Origin of the sequence: Streptomyces sp. TLI_105 (genome assembly GCF_900105415.1) — a bacterium.
Lineage (GTDB): Bacteria > Actinomycetota > Actinomycetes > Streptomycetales > Streptomycetaceae > Streptomyces.
In genome coordinates, this window is record NZ_FNSM01000001.1 from 5,234,813 (window position 1) to 5,252,196 (window position 17,384).

Annotated in this window: 17 protein-coding genes and 2 tRNA genes; 8 read left to right on the top strand and 11 right to left on the bottom strand. The window is 74.4% G+C overall.

What is annotated here, in order from left to right:
• Positions 1-138 precede the first annotated feature (138 nt).
• Entirely contained in the window at positions 139-1,389 is a 1,251-nt protein-coding gene (locus tag BLW86_RS23980; RefSeq protein ID WP_093878830.1) for a M6 family metalloprotease domain-containing protein, read from the top strand.
• Positions 1,390-1,439: 50 nt separating this feature from the next.
• On the opposite strand, the gene BLW86_RS23985 is transcribed toward BLW86_RS23980, so the two are convergent.
• The 7 genes from BLW86_RS23985 to BLW86_RS24015 all read right to left on the bottom strand — a co-directional run bounded on the left by BLW86_RS23985 (position 1,440) and on the right by BLW86_RS24015 (position 7,686).
• Positions 1,440-1,513, bottom strand: a tRNA-Lys gene (locus BLW86_RS23985).
• Positions 1,504-2,133 carry a hypothetical protein gene (locus tag BLW86_RS23990; protein ID WP_093875951.1) on the bottom strand — a complete coding sequence of 210 codons (630 nt, stop codon included), beginning with the start codon at positions 2,131-2,133 and terminating at the stop codon, positions 1,504-1,506. The genes BLW86_RS23985 and BLW86_RS23990 overlap by 10 nt, the downstream gene beginning before the upstream one ends.
• 178 nt (positions 2,134-2,311) lie before the next feature.
• Positions 2,312-2,668 carry a hypothetical protein gene (locus BLW86_RS23995; RefSeq protein WP_093875952.1) on the bottom strand — a complete coding sequence of 119 codons (357 nt, stop codon included), beginning with the start codon at positions 2,666-2,668 and terminating at the stop codon, positions 2,312-2,314.
• 137 nt (positions 2,669-2,805) lie between these two features.
• Entirely contained in the window at positions 2,806-4,137 is a 1,332-nt protein-coding gene (locus BLW86_RS24000; RefSeq protein ID WP_093875953.1) for an AAA domain-containing protein, read from the bottom strand.
• A 72-nt stretch (positions 4,138-4,209) separates the two neighbouring features.
• Positions 4,210-5,799, bottom strand: coding sequence for a hypothetical protein (locus BLW86_RS24005; RefSeq protein WP_093875954.1), 1,590 nt, complete (start codon positions 5,797-5,799; stop codon positions 4,210-4,212).
• Positions 5,790-6,914 carry a hypothetical protein gene (locus tag BLW86_RS24010; protein WP_093875955.1) on the bottom strand — a complete coding sequence of 375 codons (1,125 nt, stop codon included), beginning with the start codon at positions 6,912-6,914 and terminating at the stop codon, positions 5,790-5,792. Before BLW86_RS24010 ends, BLW86_RS24005 begins: the two co-directional genes overlap by 10 nt.
• Positions 6,847-7,686, bottom strand: coding sequence for a phosphatase PAP2 family protein (locus tag BLW86_RS24015; RefSeq protein ID WP_093875956.1), 840 nt, complete (start codon positions 7,684-7,686; stop codon positions 6,847-6,849). The genes BLW86_RS24010 and BLW86_RS24015 overlap by 68 nt, the downstream gene beginning before the upstream one ends.
• Before the next feature lie 143 nt (positions 7,687-7,829).
• Here BLW86_RS24015 and BLW86_RS24020 point away from each other — a divergent pair, with 143 nt between their 5' ends.
• Positions 7,830-8,426 carry a histidine phosphatase family protein gene (locus BLW86_RS24020; RefSeq protein WP_093875957.1) on the top strand — a complete coding sequence of 199 codons (597 nt, stop codon included), beginning with the start codon at positions 7,830-7,832 and terminating at the stop codon, positions 8,424-8,426.
• A 187-nt stretch (positions 8,427-8,613) separates the two neighbouring features.
• On the opposite strand, the gene BLW86_RS24025 is transcribed toward BLW86_RS24020, so the two are convergent.
• A complete protein-coding gene (locus BLW86_RS24025; RefSeq protein WP_093875958.1) occupies positions 8,614-9,903 on the bottom strand; it encodes an NsdA family TPR-like regulatory protein in 1,290 nt (429 codons plus the stop codon).
• A gap of 224 nt (positions 9,904-10,127) precedes the next feature.
• Here BLW86_RS24025 and BLW86_RS24030 point away from each other — a divergent pair, with 224 nt between their 5' ends.
• Together BLW86_RS24030 and BLW86_RS24035 are read left to right on the top strand one after the other, a co-directional pair.
• Positions 10,128-10,625 (top strand): hypothetical protein, encoded by a 498-nt coding sequence (locus tag BLW86_RS24030; RefSeq protein ID WP_093875959.1) that lies wholly within the window; start codon positions 10,128-10,130, stop codon positions 10,623-10,625.
• A gap of 44 nt (positions 10,626-10,669) precedes the next feature.
• A complete protein-coding gene (locus BLW86_RS24035) occupies positions 10,670-11,536 on the top strand; it encodes a spermidine synthase (protein ID WP_093875960.1) in 867 nt (288 codons plus the stop codon).
• A 3-nt stretch (positions 11,537-11,539) separates the two neighbouring features.
• On the opposite strand, the gene BLW86_RS24040 is transcribed toward BLW86_RS24035, so the two are convergent.
• Complete coding sequence (locus tag BLW86_RS24040; protein ID WP_177181736.1) at positions 11,540-12,151, bottom strand: superantigen-like protein SSL4; 612 nt, start codon at positions 12,149-12,151, stop codon at positions 11,540-11,542.
• An 87-nt stretch (positions 12,152-12,238) separates the two neighbouring features.
• Here BLW86_RS24040 and BLW86_RS24045 point away from each other — a divergent pair, with 87 nt between their 5' ends.
• From BLW86_RS24045 to BLW86_RS24060, 4 genes are all read left to right on the top strand, one after another.
• Positions 12,239-12,946, top strand: coding sequence for a response regulator transcription factor (locus tag BLW86_RS24045; protein WP_177181737.1), 708 nt, complete (start codon positions 12,239-12,241; stop codon positions 12,944-12,946).
• Entirely contained in the window at positions 12,943-14,340 is a 1,398-nt protein-coding gene (locus BLW86_RS24050; RefSeq protein WP_093875963.1) for a sensor histidine kinase, read from the top strand. The genes BLW86_RS24045 and BLW86_RS24050 overlap by 4 nt, the downstream gene beginning before the upstream one ends.
• Before the next feature lie 142 nt (positions 14,341-14,482).
• The gene (locus BLW86_RS24055; protein ID WP_093875964.1) at positions 14,483-15,994 is read left to right on the top strand and encodes a glycoside hydrolase family 18 protein; all 1,512 of its coding nucleotides are present in this window, start codon (positions 14,483-14,485) and stop codon (positions 15,992-15,994) included.
• Between the two features lie 234 nt (positions 15,995-16,228).
• Entirely contained in the window at positions 16,229-16,450 is a 222-nt protein-coding gene (locus tag BLW86_RS24060; protein WP_256341407.1) for a cellulose binding domain-containing protein, read from the top strand.
• A 47-nt stretch (positions 16,451-16,497) separates the two neighbouring features.
• Here the strand turns inward: BLW86_RS24060 and BLW86_RS24065 are convergent.
• Together BLW86_RS24065 and orn are read right to left on the bottom strand one after the other, a co-directional pair.
• A tRNA-His gene (locus BLW86_RS24065) sits at positions 16,498-16,570 on the bottom strand.
• A 127-nt stretch (positions 16,571-16,697) separates the two neighbouring features.
• Positions 16,698-17,300 (bottom strand): oligoribonuclease, encoded by a 603-nt coding sequence (gene orn / locus BLW86_RS24070; RefSeq protein WP_093875966.1) that lies wholly within the window; start codon positions 17,298-17,300, stop codon positions 16,698-16,700.
• Between the last annotated feature and the right edge of the window lie 84 nt (positions 17,301-17,384).

Here is a 17,384-nt window from a genome sequence, read left to right on the forward strand (position 1 = left end):
TCCGTGAGCTGAACCGCGCTCGTGTCGCGTCGACCCCATGGCGCGCCCTCACCCGACCGGGGCAGCGGAAACATGCGAAACGCCGCAAACCATCACAAGGTGGGTGGGGTGTCCCGCATTCCCGATCCGGAGGTCCACGTGAGGGCTCAGCAGCCACCCGGGGGAGTGGAACGCTCACGACTGCGTGCCGGCGCGGCGGCCTTCACCGCGCTCGCCGCCCTGGCCGCCACGGGGCTCGTCGCGGGCCCCGCCGTCGGCGCGCCCTCGGCGAGTCCCTGCGCCCTGCCCCGTACCGCCGCCCACCACTCGCTCGGCCTCGACACCTGGAACAGCTCCTACCCCCGGCCGAACCAGGACCTCGACGCGGTCATGATCTTCCTGTCCTTCCCGGACTCCGCACCGCTCACCGAACCGGCCGAACTCGCCGCCGACCACTTCCCCGCCACCAGCGAGTACTTCGCCCGCGCCTCCTACGGACGCTTCGACCTGCGCCCGCACCCCCGGCCCTCCTGGACCCCGATGCCGCACGCGTCGGAGGGGTACGCCATACGGCGTGACTGGGACGCCGGGAAGCGGGCCGCCTACCTCCGCGACGCGATCGCCGCCGCCGACAAGGACGTCGACTTCTCGCGGTACGACATCGTCTACCTGGTCGCCGACCCGGACGCGCCCGGCGTGGACTCCGACGCGACCAAGGTCGTCAACCTGGAGCACCCGCTGGAGGCCGACGGCACCGAGATCAAGCGCGTCGTCACCGTCTTCGAGCGGCACCCGCCCGACCGCAACGTCCTCGCCCACGAGACCGGCCACGTCTTCGACCTGCCCGACCTCTACCACCGGCCGGTGGACGGCAAGGGCGACTGGGACACCCATGTGGGTGACTGGGACGTCATGGGCAGCCAGTTCGGACTCTCCCCGGACCTCTTCGGCTGGCACAAGTGGAAGCTCGGCTGGCTCTCCCGCGCCCAGATCGCCTGCGTCCAGGGCTCCGCCTCCCGGCTGGTCAGCCTGGAGCCGATCGACGTCCCGCCCCCGGCCGGCGGCACCCTCGGCACCCGGCTCGCCGTCGTCCGCACCGGCCCCGACAGCGTCCTGGCGATCGAGGCCCGGAGCAGTGCCGGGAACGACGCCGACACCTGCACCGAGGGCGTGCTCGTCTACCGGGTCCGCAGCAGCGCGGCCTCCGGCGACGGCCCGGTCGAGGTCGTGGACGCGCACCCGGCCACCCAGGCGTGCGCGGACCGCTCCGTCTACCCGCCGCTCGCGGACGCCCCCCTGGAGGAGGGCGAGACCCTGACCGTGCCCGGGACCGGGGTCCGCGTCGAGGTCACCGACCGCACCGAGGCGGGCGACTGGACGGTGAAGATCACCCCTCCCAGAGGGGCCTGATCCGGAGAACGAAGAAGCCCCTCGCTTCCGCGAGGGGCTTCTCCTGTCTGTGCGCCGCCAGGGACTCGAACCCCGGACCCGCTGATTAAGAGTCAGCTGCTCTAACCAACTGAGCTAGCGGCGCCTGCTGACGTCGTAGACATTAGCATCCGGATCGGCGGGAGGAAAAATCGATACCCGCACGTCGGCGGCGGAGGCCGCCCGGACGGCCCGCACGCAGGCCCAGAGCACGACCTCGGGGCCGGGCAGCCACGGGTGCCGGGTGTCCGGGGCCACCAGCCAGCGGGGCCCGGCGGAGCCGGACGGCACGAGGGCCGGCACGGTCACCGCGTCCCCGAGCCCGTGACAGAGCGGTCGGGGGACCGCCTCCCCCCATTCCTCCCAGTCGAGCAGGGCCGGCAGCCGCTGGGCCGTCCCCGGCGCGGCGAACAGCATCATCCGGCCCCGGTGTGTCGCGACGGGCCCCGAGCCGGGGCCCTCCTCCCACAGCCGGTCCAGCATCCGGCGGCCGAAGACCGGGTCCACGTTGACGACGTCGAAGACGGACCCGCAGGGCAGCGCCGCCGGGGAGGCGGGGCGGGACTCCCAGCGGGTGAGCGCGGCGCCCTCGCGGCCCCCGGCGGCCGAGGCGAGCCAGGCGGCCCCGTCGGCGGTCACCCGGGCCGTCTGGTGCCGTCCCTCGTCGCCCTGCCGGAGGAACCGGAAGATGTCGTGCGGGGTCTCGTCGCGCAGCCAGGTCGTCATGGATCCAGGTCTACCCGGTGTGATCACCCGATTGCCGAGGGTTCCCGGAATCCCGGACAGGAGGGGTGGGGGAGGAGTATCGTGCCCCCTCGGCATATGCCAGGGGTGGTTTTCGGTCAGGCGTACGCCTCCGAGCCACGCGCGTGAGGGCGCGTGGCGCGTTCCACCAGGCCCCGGCTCAGTCCTCCGTCGGCTGTCCGTTCGTCCGGATCAGGTCACGGCCGAACTCGATCATCTTCCGGGCGTAGTCCTCGGTCCACGCCGCCCGCTCGGCGACGTCCGCCGCCGTCAGCCGGTCGAACCGGCGCGGATCCGCCAGCTGCGCGGCCGCGATCGCCTGGAACTCGGTCGCCCGGTCCGTCGCCGCCCGGAACGCGAGCGTCAGCTCCGTCGCCCGGGACAGCAGCTCGCGGGGGTCCTCTATCGACTCCAGATCGAAGAAGTGCTCCGGGTCGGCGGTCGCCTCGGCAGGCTCGAAGATCAGCGGTGCCGGCCGAAGCCGCCGCTGTGTGCTCCGCTCCGCGGGTTCCGCCATCGTCCTTCTCCTCCTCGCACAGGCACGGCCCGGACTCCCGGGCCGTCTCCCATTGTCTCGCGCCCCGCAAGAGCGCGAACCTTTCCCCGTACGCCCCCGCGGTCCCTCCGGGCCCCGGTTTCGACCCGCGGGACGGGTCAGGGAGTCCAGGTCACCCGGTGTTCCTCGAGGTGGGAGAGGACCGCGTGGTTCGCCTCCCAGCCGTCGGGGAACGAGACCGCGACCCCCAGCCGCACCGGATCCGTCGACGGGTGCTCGTCGAGGAGCTCCGCCACGCCCGCCCGGCACACCACGACGCACGCGTGCCGGTGCCGGGAGGCCAGCACGCACAGCCGGCCCGTCTCCAGGTGGAAGGCGGTCGCGTCCGGGCGGCCCGACAGCGGATGGAGGACCACCGTCACGTCGTACTCACGGCCCTGGAGCCGGTTCGCCGTGTCCACCGTCACGCCCGTCACACCGAGGTCCGCGAGCGCCGCCCGGACCGCCGCCGCCTGGTCGCGGTGGGCGGTGCCGACGGCGATCCGGTCCGGGGTGAGCGGCACCGGGATCTCGGAGCGCTCCGAGACCGCCGCGCCGCCCCGGTCCAGGAGCCGACGCACGAGCAGGGCGATCGCGCCGACCGCCTCGGGGTCGGTGCGGGGGGTGTGCCGGGCCGGGAGTTCGAGCAGGCCCCAGCCGGACTCGGCGGCCTCGTCGAGGACCCGGTCGGGACCGGAACCGTCCGAGGGAACCCCGAAGGAGAGCCTCCGGTCCCCGTGCCCGGTGCCGCTGCGGAACGGCGTGTACGGGTAGAAGGCGTCCGACACCAGCGGCGCCGCCGTGGCCGGCAGCCGCCAGGAGACCGGCAGCCGGTGCTGCGGCAGCTCCGGGTTGTGCGCGAGCAGCGTGGAGACGGCGCTCGCCGAGGGGTCGTACGTGAGCCCCGCCCACTGCTCCGCGCCCACCACCGAGAACGGGTCGAGCTGCCCGGGGTCGCCCACGAACAGCGCCCGCTCGAAGAGCCCCGCCACGGCGAGCAGCGCGTCCGAGCGCATCTGGTACGCCTCGTCGACGATCGCGTGCGCCCACGGCTCGACGTTCTTCACGTGCCCCCACTTGGCGGCCGTGGACAGGACGACCGGCAGCCCGGTCAGCTCGCCCGCCTTCGCCGACTTCCGTACGTTGGCCAGGTCGTCGAGCGCCTTGTCGTACGGGTCGGAGTCGTTCGAGTGCAGCCGGCCGACCTCCAGGTCCGGCTCCTTCTCCGCGAGCCGCAGCACCAGGTCGTCCACCTGCGCGTTCGTCTGGGCGACCACCATCAGGGGGCGCCCGGCGGCGGCCAGCTCCAGGGCGGCGCGGACCACGAGCGTCGACTTGCCGGCACCCGGCGGGGAGTCGACGACGACGCCCCGCGCGGTGCCGTGCAGGGTGTCCGCCAGGATGGCGGAGGTCGCGCGGGCGGCCTCGGCGGACGGGTCGAACACGGTCACGGCAGGTCCTCGGGGATCACGGCGTCGGGCAGGGTCACGGCAGGTCCTCGGCGGTCACGGCGTCGGACGGAGTCACAGCACGTCATCGGGGGTCACGGCGTCGGGCAGTTCCACGGCGTCCGTCCGGGGCGGGCCGCCGTGTGTCCAGGGTGTCTCCCCCGGGTCCGGCAGCTTCGGCCCGACCCGCTGGTCGTGCTCGAACAGCGTCCAGGCGATCCGCTCGCCCTTCTCCGGCACGGAGCCCTCCGCGGGCTCCTTGGACCGGCCCATACGGTCCAGGATCCGCAGGAGCAGCGAGCCGTCCTCCTCGTACCGCACGAACTCCGCCGCCTGCGGCTTGCCGTCCAGCGAGCGGTACACCCTCGCCTTCTCGCCCAGGTGCGGCCGGTCGTCCGTGCGGACCGTGACGAGCGGGCGCGGCGCGGGCCGCTTCGACTCCGTCCACGCCATCGTCACCTCGACCACCTCGGCCGAGAACGCCTCGCCCGCGAGCCGCCGCCCCGCCAGGACCAGCGGGTCGTCCAGGGCCTCCTGCGCCTCCAGCTGGCCCTGCGCCTGCTCGCGGGCGGCGAGCTTCGAGGCCGCCGTCACGGCGTCGTCCCGGCGCGGCTGCGGCGGCTCGCCGGCCGCGACCCGGTCCCGGTGGCCGGTGAAGGACCAGCGGTCGCGGGTCCAGCGGTCCTCGACCCTGGTGCCCTCCGGCAGATCCCGCAGCAGCTCGACCGCCCGCCAGACCGCGTCCCAGGTCGGCTTCAGCTGCGAGGCGATCAGCCGGCGCAGCTCCCGCTCGGCCCCGTGCAGCTCGGCGAGGCCCGTGTCGGCGCTCTCGCCGTCCTCGGCCGCGCCGAGCGCCTGCCGGGCCCGGTCGTACCGCTCGATCGCCGGCGCGAGGAGCTTGTTGTCGAAGGCCGGGTCGGTCGCGGGCCCGGCGGGCGGGCACAGCAGCTGCCCCTGGGCGTCCCGGCCGACCTCGGCCCGCAGCGCCCCCTCCGGGCCGGACTCCCCGTCCCGCGGGTCGATCCAGGCGAGCAGCGCGCCCAGGTGCTGGTCCTCCAGGGACGACTGGCCGGTCGCCCAGTGCCGGTTGAGCAGGTCCGTCGCCGCGAGGAGCAGCGAGGAGCCGGGCACCCGGGCCCGCTCGCCGAAGTGCGTCAGCCACCGGCCGAGCAGCGGCACCCGCGGCGGCGCCGGGAACGGCGTCTCCGGGTCCTGCTCGGCCGTCCGCCGGAACCGCGTCGACCGCCCGAGCAGCCGCACGTACTCGATGCCCGCCCGGCTCGGCACGATCAGCTGCGGCGCGTCGGCGCACAGCTCGACCTCGACCTTCACCTTCTTCCCGGTCTCCGGGTCGACCTCGTTCCTCTCCGCCGCCTCGACGACGTCCGTGAACGAGTCGACGTACGGCAGGATCTCCTCGGCCAGGTCCGCGAGGAACGCGAACCGCAGGTCACGGTCCCGGGGTTGCGGCACCACCAGGAGCCGCGGCTCCTCCGGATCGGTGCCGACCAGAGCGCCCAGCGGGGCGCCCGCCTCACCGGCCGTCGTCAGCGGCACCAGGACCAACGGCCGCGCGGACAGCCGTCGGTGCCGGACCGTGGCGAGCGGCTGCGCCCGCCCCGACTCGACGGCCTCCATCCGGGCGAGCGTCGAGATCAGCGACATGCCGCCACCCCCGCCAGGGCCTCGTCGCGCAGCGCCCGCGCCCGGCGCAGCGCCGCCACCGCCGGGTCCTCCGGGTCGCCGGCCTCGCCGCGCGCCGCCGCCAGGACCGCGCCGACCGTCGTCAGGCCGCCCAACTCCCCCCGTACGGAACGGCCCAGGGTCTCCACCGCGCCCGCCTCCCGGGAGCGCGCCCGGCAGTGGAAGGCCAGCTCGCAGGCGGCCAGGCACTCCGGCGCGTACTGATGGGGGACGCACTCCACGGCCGCCGTCAGCTCCTCCGCCGTCCGCTCCACCACGTCGAAGCTGATGCCCTCCGGCAGGGCCCGCGCGATCTCGTCGATCCGGGTCAGCCGGGCCAGCTGACGCCGGGTCACCGACCGCTGCTTGCGCACGTCGACCACCGACGCCGTCGGCACGTTCGAGAAGTCCTTCGGGCAGACGAGGAGCACCGACTGCGCGACCCGCGCGCCCTCCGTACGGGCCGCCACCCGATCCAGGGCCAGCACGTACACGGCGGCCTGGCGGGCCGCCGCGCCCACCTTCGCCGCGTCGGCCGAACCGTCGATCATCGGGAACGACTTGATCTCCACCACCGTCCAGCCGCCGTCGGGGTGCACCACCACCGCGTCCGGCTCCAGATAGACGGGGGAACCGGCGACCTCCAGGGCGAGCAGCGGATGGTCGAGCAGCGCCCAGGCTCCGGCAGCGGTCGCCTCCCGCAGGGCGAGCGCCGTGCGCGCCACCCGCCCCTCGGGCCCGGCGGCGGCCAGGTCGGGCACGGACACCTCGCCCGGCTCCTCCACGCCGATCAGGCGCAGCAGTTCGCGCCCGCCGTCCGCCTTGACCTTCGCCTCGAAGGAGTTGCCCCGCACGATCGCGAACTGCGACTGCCCGAACGGCGCGGGCGAGCCGAGCTTCGCGGCCAGCGCCGACTTGTCGACGCCGGCGCCGTCGAGGATGGCCCGCCGACGGCAGCCCGGATTGGCCGCGAGCGCCGCGAGGGCCCGCGCGTCCATCGGACGCGGCACGACGCCCGGTCCACGCAGCTCAGCGAGTTGCTGCCTGCTGGTCGTCTGCGGTGTTCGGGACAGACCGCTGTCCAGGGATGCGCTCACCCGTGGAAGTCTCGCATCCGCCACTGACAACCGGGGGCGCTTCCGCCCTCCCGCCGATCCGGTCGGCGAGCCGCAGCGCGTACGGGGCGAGCAGCAGACCCGCGCCCATCACGGCCGCCCCGGCGACCGCGTCGAGCAGGTAGTGGTTGGCGGTGCCCATCACGACAAGGGCCGTGACCAGCGGGTACGCCACCCCGAGGGCCTTCGTGAGCGGCGTCCGCCCGTACCGCCACAGCATCACCCCGCACCACAGCGCCCAGCCGACGTGCAGGCTGGGCATCGCCGCGTACTGGTTCGTCAGACCGCCGAGCCCGCGCGGTGCGCTGGCCTCGCCGCCCCACCAGCCGTACGCGCTGAAGTGCGCCATCGTGTCCGTGAAGCCGTGGGCCGCGTCGAGGAGCCGGGGCGGGCAGGTCGGCAGCAGCGTGAAGCCGACGAGGCCGAGCAGGGTGGAGAGCATCAGCCAGGTGCGCGCGGCCCGGTAGTGCGCGGGGCGGCGGCGGAAGAGCCACACCAGGACCGCCGGGGTCACCAGGTAGTGCAGCGAGGCGTACGCGAAGTCCGCCGGGACCCCGAGCGCGGGGACGTCCGTGAACAGCCGGTTCAACGGGTGCTCGGCGTCGATCCCGAGACCCTCCTCGAACCGCAGGACCGCGAGCCCGTGCGCCGTGGCCGAGGCCTCGTCGCCCTTCACCAGGAGCCGCCCGCCCGAGTAGGCCGCGTACACGACGGCGATCAGGGACAGCTCCGCCCACCAGCGTGGCTTGCGCATGAACGAGTCCCCCGGTCGGTGATCGGCCCGGGGGAGGGGACGCGAGGCGGCCCCCGGGGGTTGCCCGGACGCCACCGCGCATTCACGTCGGCGATGATGGGAGAGGCACGTCCGCACCGTGAAACCCCTGGAGCGTCCTTCCCATGGCACCGCGCATCCTGCTCGCCCGGCACGGCCAGACCGAGTGGTCCCTTCTCGGCCGGCACACCGGCAGGACCGACATACCGCTGCTCGACGAGGGACGGCGCGGGGCGAAGCTGCTCGGCGAGCGCCTGCACCGGGGCCCCTGGCAGGGGCTGCCCGACGTGGAGGTGCGCACCAGCCCGCTCGTCCGGGCCAGCGAGACCTGCGAGCTCGCCGGCTTCGGGGACAGGGCCCAGCCCTGGGACGCGCTGATGGAGTGGGACTACGGGGCGTACGAGGGGCTGACCCCGCCCGAGATCCGGAAGATCCAGCCGGACTGGTTCATCTGGCGCGACGGCGTCGCCGAGGGGGAGACGCTCGCCCAGCTGTCGGACCGCGCCGACGAGGTCGTGGAGTGGGCCCGCTCCGCCGACCGGGACGTCCTGGTCTTCGCCCACGGCCACATCCTGCGCTCGATCGGCGCGCGCTGGCTCGGCGAGGACGTCTCCTTCGCCTCCCGCATCCGCCTGGACCCGACGAGCCTCTCGGTCCTCGGCTGGGCGTACGACGCCCCGGCGATCGAGCGCTGGAACGACACGGGGCACCTGGAGCAGTAGGCCCGGCCGGCAAGGGCCGGGGCGGTCCAGGGTCCCCGGTCGGTACGCGCGCCCGGCGTCGGTACGCGCGCCCGGTGTCGGTACGCGCGCCCGGTGTCGGTACGCGCGCCCGGCGTCGGTACGCGCGCCCGGCGTCGGTACGCGCGCGGCGTCGGGACGCGCGCCCGGCGTCAGTACGCGCCCGGCGTCAGTACGTGCCGGCCAGGACCCGGCTGGTCTCCGAGAGCAGGTCGCGGATCCGGGCCGAGGCGATGCCGTCGAGGGAGTCCACGACGCGCCGCGCCTCCGCCGCCGCCTCGTCCCGGCGGCCGGCGTGCGCCAGGTCCTTGGCGAGGTGGGCCCGGTAGAGCGCGAGGTTCCGGGCGAAGTGCGGGTTCTGCAGGACCACCGCCCGGTGGGCGTGGCGCGCCGCCCGGCCCCACTCGCCGAGCGCCGACCAGCACCCGGCCTCCAGCGCCTCCCGCTCCGGCTCGCCGAAGAAGGACATCCACTCGGGGTCGCCCTCGGCCGGGCCCCGCTCGAAGTGCTGGTGCGCGCGGCCGAGGGCCTGCTCGCAGGCGGAGCGGTCGCCGAGCCCCGCCCACCCGCCCGCCTCCCGCAGCGACAGCAGCGAGAGCAGCCGGGCCGAGTCCAGCGGCTGCGCGGCCCGCAGGCCCGCCTGGGCCGCCCGGACCGCCTCGCGGTAGCGGCCGGTGTCCCGGGCCAGGAACGAGGTGTTGCAGAAGGCGTGCGCCTCCAGGGCCGCGTTCCCCGCCACGCGCGCGGTGGCCAGCGCCTCCGCGTAGTGCGAGCGCGCGTCCTCGTGCCGGCCCGAGTCGTGGGCCAGCCAGCCGACGGAGAGGGAGAGCTCGCCCGCGCCCGCGTGCAGCCGGTCCTCGGTGGAGCGGCGGGTCATGGTGCCGGCGTCGAGGAGCGCGTACGCGGTACGGAGCGGCTGGGCGGCCACCTTGTAGAGCCCGTCGGCGCCGTGCCGGTCGTCGAGCAGTCGGATCCGCCGCACGGCGTCCTCGACGGCCCGCACCTCGGTCTCGCCGATCCGGTGGGTGCCGCGGGGGGAGGGGATCGCGACGGCGGGGCCGCCGAGTCCCAGCGAGGCGGCCGCCAGGGTGGCGGAGCCGCTCGTCATGAATGCGCGACGCAGCACGTCGCTCTCCTCATCGTTCCGGGTGGTGATGGCGTCGGGAGGCGCTGCCCCGGCCGGGACGGCCTGCCGCCGGCCGCGCACCGTCTCCCGCGCGGAGAACCCCAGGTCGGAGAGGCTCAGACCGGGGAACATGTGCAGGAAGACCCGCTCGTACGCGTAGTTGGGGCAGCGGATCTCGCCCGCCTCCACGCGCCCGATGTAGCGGGCGTCGCACGCGACCTGTTCGCCGATCTCCCGTGCCGCCCGGCGGACCGCCGCGGCGAACTCCGCCGGCGAGTGCTGTCCGCGGAGCCGACGGAAGGCGAGATTGGGAACTGCCCGTGACATCGCCATGGCCGAGCCCTCTCCTGGTGCTGCCGGGTTTCCGGCGGCAAGAACGTACCTGCTGTGACCGGATGCGTACGCTGAGTTTGGCTACAAATCGGATATCTCGCCTGCGATCTGCCATGAACTGCCATCCTTTGCGGCGGCATCCCGCCGTAGCCGTTGACGCGCACGGGCGTTGAACCGTAATGGGGAGACGGAACGTGTCTCCTTCGGAGCGAGGAGGGGTCCCCATGACGGAGATCGGTTCGCAGGCGGCCACGCGGCACGTGTCCACCCCGGAGGCCGCACACCACGTACCCGCCCCGGACGTCACACGTCACGCCCCCGCGCCGGAGGCCGACGGGCCCCGGCCCGTCGCCGGACCCTGGGACCTGGTGACCGTCCCGGTCCGCCAGGGCCTGGAGGCCGTGGACATCCTGCGCCGCGCCGCCGCCCCCGCCGTCGGACCGGTCGTCCACGACGGCGCCTGCGACACCCTCGGCTTCCTGGTGCCGCCCGGCACCGCCGCCGCCTGGGACCTGCCGGGCAGCGCCTGTACGCGCACCTCGGGGCGGGGCCTGCGCCTCCCCGAGCTGCCGGAGCTCCCCGAACCGGCGGGCGACGCGCCCCGCCCCGCCGGCTGGCTGCTGCCCCCGGGCGACACCGACCCCGTCACCGACCCCGCCGTCCTGCGCGAGGCGCTCGGCGAGGCGGCCCGGCTCATCGAGGCGGCCGACGGCTGCCACTGAGCCGCTGGGGGGTGTCTTGTCGGCCGTGCCCCGATAATGGGGCCGTGGCCAGGAACAAACAGCGGGACCGGGCGGCGGCGGCCGTCCCCGTCGTCGAGACCGTCGACGGCGGCCTCGCCGAACTCATACCCGACCGGGAACGCCCGCGCGGCTGGACGCTGCTCATCGACGGCGCACCGCAGTCGCACGTCGACCTCGACGACCCGGCCCGCCTCACCTTCGAGTACCAGCGGCGCCTCGGCCACATCGCCGACCTCGCCGCCCCGCCGAACCGTTCCCTCCAGGCCGTCCACCTCGGCGGCGGCGCCTTCACCCTCGCCCGGTACGTCGCCGCGACCCGGCCCCGCTCCACCCAGCAGATCGTGGAGCTCGACGCGCCCCTGGTCCAGCTCGTCCGCCGGGAACTGCCCCTCGACGCCGGGGCCCGCATCCGGGTCCGCTCCACCGACGCCCGCGCCGGTCTCGCCAAGGTCCAGGACGGCTGGGCCGACCTCGTCATCGCCGACGTGTTCAGCGGGGCCCGCACCCCGGCCCACCTGACCAGCACCGAGTTCCTCGCCGAGGTACGGCGGGTGCTGAGGCCCGGCGGCTTCTACGCGGCGAACCTCGCCGACGGCCCGCCCCTGACCCATCTGCGCGGCCAGATCGCCACCGCCGCCGCCGTCTTCCCCGAACTGGCGCTCACCGCCGACCCGACGGTCCTGCGCGGCCGCCGCTTCGGCAACGCGGTGCTGCTCGCCTCGGACCGCGAGCTGCCGGTGGCCGAACTGACCCGCCGGGTCGCCACCGATCCGCACCCGGGGCGCGTGGAGCACGGCCGGGCCCTCGCCGACTTCGCCGGGGGAGCGGCGCCCGTCACCGACGCGAGCGCCAAGCCCTCGCCCGTACCCCCGGCGTCCGCCTTCCGCTGAGACTCAGGTCTGCCGGTCGTCGATCTCCACGCGGGGCGCGCTGTCGTGCCACACGCAGAAGACCGACAGCTCGCGGCCGTCCTCGGTGAACGTGACCCGGATCCAGGTCGGCTGCTTCCACACCTGCATCTGCCAGCCGGACGCGGGCGTCGCCGAGACCAGTTCCGCCGAGGTCTCCCCGAGGTCGAAGGTGACCCGGCCGCCGTCCACGGTGTAGGTCTTCACGCCCGCGCCGGAGCCCGTGCCGGAGTCCGACCCGGATCCCGTGCCGGAGGCCGGTTCCGAGGTCGGCGCGGCGGGCGTCCGCGTCGTGGGGTCCGGGCGGCGCGAGGGGGTCGCGGACGGGGTGGCCGGGGGCGTGCGGGCCTCGCTCGGCGTGGACGTCGGGGTGGCGGGCGCGGAGGGCTCGGCGCTCTCGGGCCGCCGGGTGGAGGAGCTCCCCGGGTCGCCCCCGGAGGCAGCCGTTCCGATGGCGGGGCCGGCCGGGAGGGGCAGTGCGCGGGGCGGGTCGTACACCGTGCCGGACAGCACCGTGTGCACCCCCCACCAGGACAGGGTGACCGCCGCGCCGGTGGCGAGCGACCAGGCCAGGGCGTGAACGAGTCCTCTTCGCACCGGGACATAGTGCACCACCGGACAAAGGTCCGTACCGGAGGGTGGACCTTGCTCGCGGCCTCACCCGAATGGCGTACGGTGCCGCCCATGGCAAGTGTGCTCGTGGTCGAGGACGACCAGTTCGTGCGCTCCGCCCTCATCCGGCAGCTGTCCATGTCTTCTGCGGAATCCCACACCGTACGGAGCGTCGGCACGGCTCTGGAGGCGCTGCGCGAGGTCGCCCATTTCCGCTTCGACGTCGTGATCCTGGACCTCGGTCTGCCCGATCTCGACGGGTCCGAGGCGCTCAAGATGCTGCGCGGGATCACCGACGTCCCGGTGATCATCGCGACCGCCCGGGACGACGAGGCCGAGATCGTACGGCTCCTCCACGCCGGGGCCGACGACTACCTCGTGAAGCCCTTCTCCGTCGACCACCTCTCCGCCCGCATGGCCGCCGTCCTGCGCCGCTCCCGGGCCGCCGGGGAGCTGCCGCCCTCCCGGGCCCTCCGCGTCGGCGGGCTCACCGTCGACCCGCTGCGCCGTCAGGCGGAGCTCGACGGGACGCCGTTGGACCTGACCCGGCGCGAGTTCGACCTGCTCGCCTTCCTCGCCGGGCGGCCCGGCGTCGTCGTCCCGCGCAAGGAGCTGCTCGCCGAGGTCTGGCAGCAGTCGTACGGGGACGACCAGACCATCGACGTCCACCTGTCGTGGCTGCGCCGGAAGTTGGGCGAAACGGCCGCCCGACCCCGCTATCTGCACACCCTGCGCGGGGTCGGCGTGAAGCTGGAGCCGCCCCGGGAGCCGCAGCCGTGAGATGGGCGCTCGTCAAGGTGTCCCTGGCCGTCACCGCCATGGTCGTCTTCGCCTTCGCCATCCCCCTCGGCCTCGTCGTCAAGGAGATGGCCCGCGACCGGGCCTTCTCCAACGCCGAACGACGGGCCGCCGGCCTCGCCCCCGTCCTCGCGATCACCACCGACCGCGACGAACTCGACAAGGCCGTCGCCACCACCGAGGACGGAGCCGCCGGCCGGCTCGCGATCCACGTGCCCGCCCCCGGACCCGGCGGCACCGCCCTGGAGATCGGCACCCGCCGCGCCGACCCCCAGGAGCTCGCCGCCACCCGCAGCCTCGGCCGCGCCTCCATCGCCGAGGTCCCCGGCGGCTTCGCCCTGCTCCAGCCCACCGCGCTCAGCAGCGGCCAGGTCGCCGTCGTCGAACTCTTCGTCCCCGATGACGAGGTCAGCAACGGCGTCGCCACCGCCTGGCTCGTCCTCGCCGGCGTCGGCATCGCCCTCGTCGTCGGCTCCGTCGCCGTCGCCGACCGCCTCGGCGTCCGCATGGTCCGGCCCGCCCAGCGGCTCGCCGGCGCCGCCCACGACCTCGGCGAGGGCAGGCTCGGCGCACGCGTCCCCGAGGAGGGGCCGCCCGAACTCAAGTCGGCCGCCGTCGCCTTCAACTCGATGGCCGACCAGGTCGTGCAGCTCCTCGCCAACGAGCGGGAGCTGGCCGCCGACCTCTCCCACCGGCTCCGCACCCCGCTCACCGTGCTCCGCCTCAACACGGCCTCGCTCGGCTCCTCGCCCGCCGCCGAGCAGACCCGAGCGGCCGTCGAACAGCTGGAGCGCGAGGTCGACATCATCATCCGCACGGCCCGCGAGGCGAAGCCGCAGACCCAGGCGACCGGACCCGGCGCCGGCTGCGACGCCGCCGAAGTGGTCCGCGAGCGGATGGAGTTCTGGTCGGCGCTCGCCGAGGACGAGGGCCGCCGGGTGCGGGTCGCGGGCGTCGAGCGCCCGGTCCGCATCCCCGTCGCCCGGCCCGAACTCGTCGCCGCCCTCGACGCCCTGCTCGGCAACGTCTTCCGCCACACCCCCGAGGGCACGGCCTTCTCCATCGACGTCCACAACGGGGACGACGCCGTCATCGTCCTCGTCTCCGACGCGGGCCCCGGCATCGCCGACCCCGCCGCCGCCCTGGCCCGCGGCAACAGCGGCGGCCGGGACGGCTCCACGGGCCTGGGCCTCGACATCGTGCGGCGGATGGCGGAGGCCACCGGCGGCGACGTCCGCATCGGCCACTCGGTCCTCGGCGGTACGGAGGTACGGATCTGGGTCGGCCTTGACGGTCGGCGCACGGGCGACGGCACGGGCCGGCGCGGCCACCGGCCCGCCCGCCGGCGCAGGGCCTCGGGGACCCGCCGGGCGTGAACCTTTTCTGGTTCCGATGCCTCCCTTAAGCGGAGCCTAAGAATCCCGACGACGGCGCCAGGGGCGGCAATTGTCCGTTTTTCCGGCGCTAGCGTGCTGCCGCACCCCACCCCCACCCCCGGCACGCAGAGGCAGGCACGCGATGGGCAGCAGTTCGCACCGGCGCAGGACGAGCACCCGGACCAAGGTCGTCGGAGCGGTCGTCGCGGCCGCCGTCGCCGGAGGCGCGGCCTTCGCGCTCACCGGCACCGCCCAGGCCGCCGCCGTCGGCGCCGCCTACACCCGGACCAGCTCCTGGACCGGCGGCTACACCGGCCAGTACGTCGTCACCAACGAGACGACCACCACCCAGTCCGACTGGACCCTGGAGTTCGACCTCCCGGCAGGCACCACCATCGGCTCCCTGTGGAACGGCGAGCACACCGTCTCCGGCAACCACGTCACCGTGAAGCCCGCGAGCTGGAACAGGCAGCTGGAGCCCGGCCGGTCCGTCACCGTCGGCTTCGTCACCTCGGCCACCGGCCGGGCCGGCGACCCCACCGGCTGCCTCGTCAACAAGGCCGCCTGCTCCGCCGGAGGCGCCACCCCCACCCCGAGCGGCCGCCCCACCGAGCAGCCCACCGCGACGGCCTCCCCCAAGCCGACGGCCACCGCGACGGTGAAGCCCACGCCGACCGCCACCGCCACCACGAGCCCGAAGCCCACCGCCACGACGACCGCGCAGCCCACGCCCACGCCCACCACGACCGGCGCACCCGCCGCGGGAGCCAAGTACGCCCCGTACGTCGACACCTCGCTCTACCCGGCGTACGACCTGCTCGCGACCGCCGACGCCACCGGCGTGAAGGAGTTCAACCTCGCCTTCATCACCTCCGGCGGCTCCTGCGCCCCGCTGTGGGGCGGCGTCACCGACCTCGCGAACGACAAGGTGGCGGCTCAGATCGGCGCCCTGCGCGCCAAGGGCGGCGACGTCCGCGTCTCCTTCGGCGGTGCCGCCGGCCACGAGCTGGCCCTGAACTGCTCGACCTCCTCGGCGCTCGCCGCCGCTTACGGCAAGGTCGTCGACCAGTACCGGCTCACCAAGCTCGACTTCGACATCGAGGGCGCGGCCCTCCCGGACACCGCCGCCAACACCCGCCGCTCGCAGGCGATCGCCCAGCTCCAGAAGTCCCACCCGGGCCTGGACGTCTCCTTCACCCTGCCGGTCATGCCCGAGGGCCTGACCCAGCCGGGCGTGGACCTGCTGGCCGACGCCAAGCGGAACGGGGTCCGCGTCGACGCCGTCAACATCATGGCGATGGACTACGGGCCGGCGTACAGCGCCGACATGGGCACGTACGCCGTCCAGGCCGCGACCGCGACCCAGGCCCAGATCAAGGGCGTCCTCGGCCTCTCCGACGCGGCCGCCTGGAAGGCCGTCGCGGTCACCCCGATGATCGGCGTCAACGACGTCGCCTCCGAGGTCTTCACGGTGGAGGACGCCACCCAGCTCGTCGACTTCGCGAGGTCCAAGGGGATCGGCCGGCTCTCGATGTGGTCCTCGGCCCGTGACAAGCAGTGCGCGGCCGGCGCCGTGACCTACGCCGACCCCACCTGCTCCTCGATCCTCCAGCAGCCGCTGGCCTTCACGAAGGCCTTCGGCACCTACAGGTAGCCGGACTCCCGAGTCCCCCACACCGCGCGCCCCGGCCGGAACCACCCCACCGCCGACCGGGGCGCGCACCCTTTCCCGGGCGTACGGGGGAGGGGCGCCCCCTTTCCCGGCCGTACGGGGAGGGTGCGTCCCCCTCGTGCCGTCGAACGTCTTCGACGCTTCCCGGACCTTGACCGTGTTCCGACAGACCCCCCATGGCGGGAGCGCTCCCATCCACTCTTCGACGGGATGTCCATGCGCAGAACGCGCCCTCCGCTCGCGGGGCTCGCCCTCGGCGCGGGCCTCCTCGCGGGGGCGGCCCCCGCGAGCGCCGCCCCCACCCGGACCGGCACCGCCGTCACCGCTCGGAACGCCGACTGGAACGGCACCGTCGTCCCCGGGGCCGCCGTCTCCTTCGGCTTCATCGGCACCTGGACGGGCACCAACCCGCCCCCGACGGCCTTCAACTGCGCATGAGAACGACTCAGGCCCCGGTTCTTTCGAACCGGGGCCTGAACCATCAGGGTGAGTAACGGGACTCGAACCCGCGACATCCTGGACCACAACCAGGTGCTCTACCAGCTGAGCTATACCCACCACGACCGGCGGTTTTCCCGAAGGTTTCCCCGACCGGCCGAGAAGAAGTCTACAGGGTTCTGGAGGGTGCTCGCGCCACCGTTTCCCGAGGGGGTCTCCCGGGGCTTCCGGGGGCGCGAGCGGACGGTCACTCCGCGGGCAGGACGTGACGGGCCGCGATCTTCTTCGCGGTCTCCGAGTCCGGGCCGGGCTGCGGGACGAAGACCGCCTCGCGGTAGTAGCGCAGCTCCGCGATGGACTCGCGGATGTCGGCGAGCGCCCGGTGGTTGCCGTTCTTCTCCGGACTGTTGAAGTACGCCCTCGGGTACCAGCGGCGGGCCAGCTCCTTGACCGAGGAGACATCGACGATCCGGTAGTGCAGATGGCTCTCCAGGGCGGGCATGTCGCGCGCGAGGAAGCCGCGGTCCGTGGAGACCGAGTTCCCGCACAGCGGCGCCTTGCCCGGTTCCTTGACGTGTTCGCGGATGTACGCGAGGACCTGGGCCTCCGCGTCGGCGAGCGTGGTGCCGCCGGCGAGCGCGTCGAGCAGCCCCGAGGCCGTGTGCATCTGGCGCACGATCTCGGGCATGGTCTCCAGGGCCGCGTCCGGCGGGCGGATCACGATGTCCACCCCGTCGCCGAGCACGTTCAGTTCCGAGTCGGTGACCAGCGCGGCCACCTCGATGAGTGCGTCGTCCGTCAGCGAGAGCCCGGTCATCTCGCAGTCGATCCACACCATGCGATCGTTCATGCGTCCTACCTTAGGGCGTGTCCAGCCGATCGGTCCGGGCCCGTGGGCCTTCGAAACCGCTCCCGGCGGGCCGACGGGCCCCCG

What these genes read in the sequence shown, in the direction of transcription:
- BLW86_RS23990 (WP_093875951.1), bottom strand. Translation starts at nt 2,133, where the DNA reads ATGACGACCTGGCTGCGCGACGAGACCCCGCACGACATCTTCCGGTTC.
- BLW86_RS23995 (WP_093875952.1), bottom strand. Translation starts at nt 2,668, where the DNA reads ATGGCGGAACCCGCGGAGCGGAGCACACAGCGGCGGCTTCGGCCGGCA.
- BLW86_RS24005 (WP_093875954.1), bottom strand. Translation starts at nt 5,799, where the DNA reads ATGTCGCTGATCTCGACGCTCGCCCGGATGGAGGCCGTCGAGTCGGGG.
- BLW86_RS24015 (WP_093875956.1), bottom strand. Translation starts at nt 7,686, where the DNA reads ATGCGCAAGCCACGCTGGTGGGCGGAGCTGTCCCTGATCGCCGTCGTG.
- BLW86_RS24020 (WP_093875957.1), top strand. Translation starts at nt 7,830, where the DNA reads ATGGCACCGCGCATCCTGCTCGCCCGGCACGGCCAGACCGAGTGGTCC.
- BLW86_RS24025 (WP_093875958.1), bottom strand. Translation starts at nt 9,903, where the DNA reads ATGGCGATGTCACGGGCAGTTCCCAATCTCGCCTTCCGTCGGCTCCGC.
- BLW86_RS24030 (WP_093875959.1), top strand. Translation starts at nt 10,128, where the DNA reads ATGACGGAGATCGGTTCGCAGGCGGCCACGCGGCACGTGTCCACCCCG.
- BLW86_RS24045 (WP_177181737.1), top strand. Translation starts at nt 12,239, where the DNA reads ATGGCAAGTGTGCTCGTGGTCGAGGACGACCAGTTCGTGCGCTCCGCC.
- BLW86_RS24055 (WP_093875964.1), top strand. Translation starts at nt 14,483, where the DNA reads ATGGGCAGCAGTTCGCACCGGCGCAGGACGAGCACCCGGACCAAGGTC.
- BLW86_RS24060 (WP_256341407.1), top strand. Translation starts at nt 16,229, where the DNA reads ATGCGCAGAACGCGCCCTCCGCTCGCGGGGCTCGCCCTCGGCGCGGGC.
- orn (WP_093875966.1), bottom strand. Translation starts at nt 17,300, where the DNA reads ATGAACGATCGCATGGTGTGGATCGACTGCGAGATGACCGGGCTCTCG.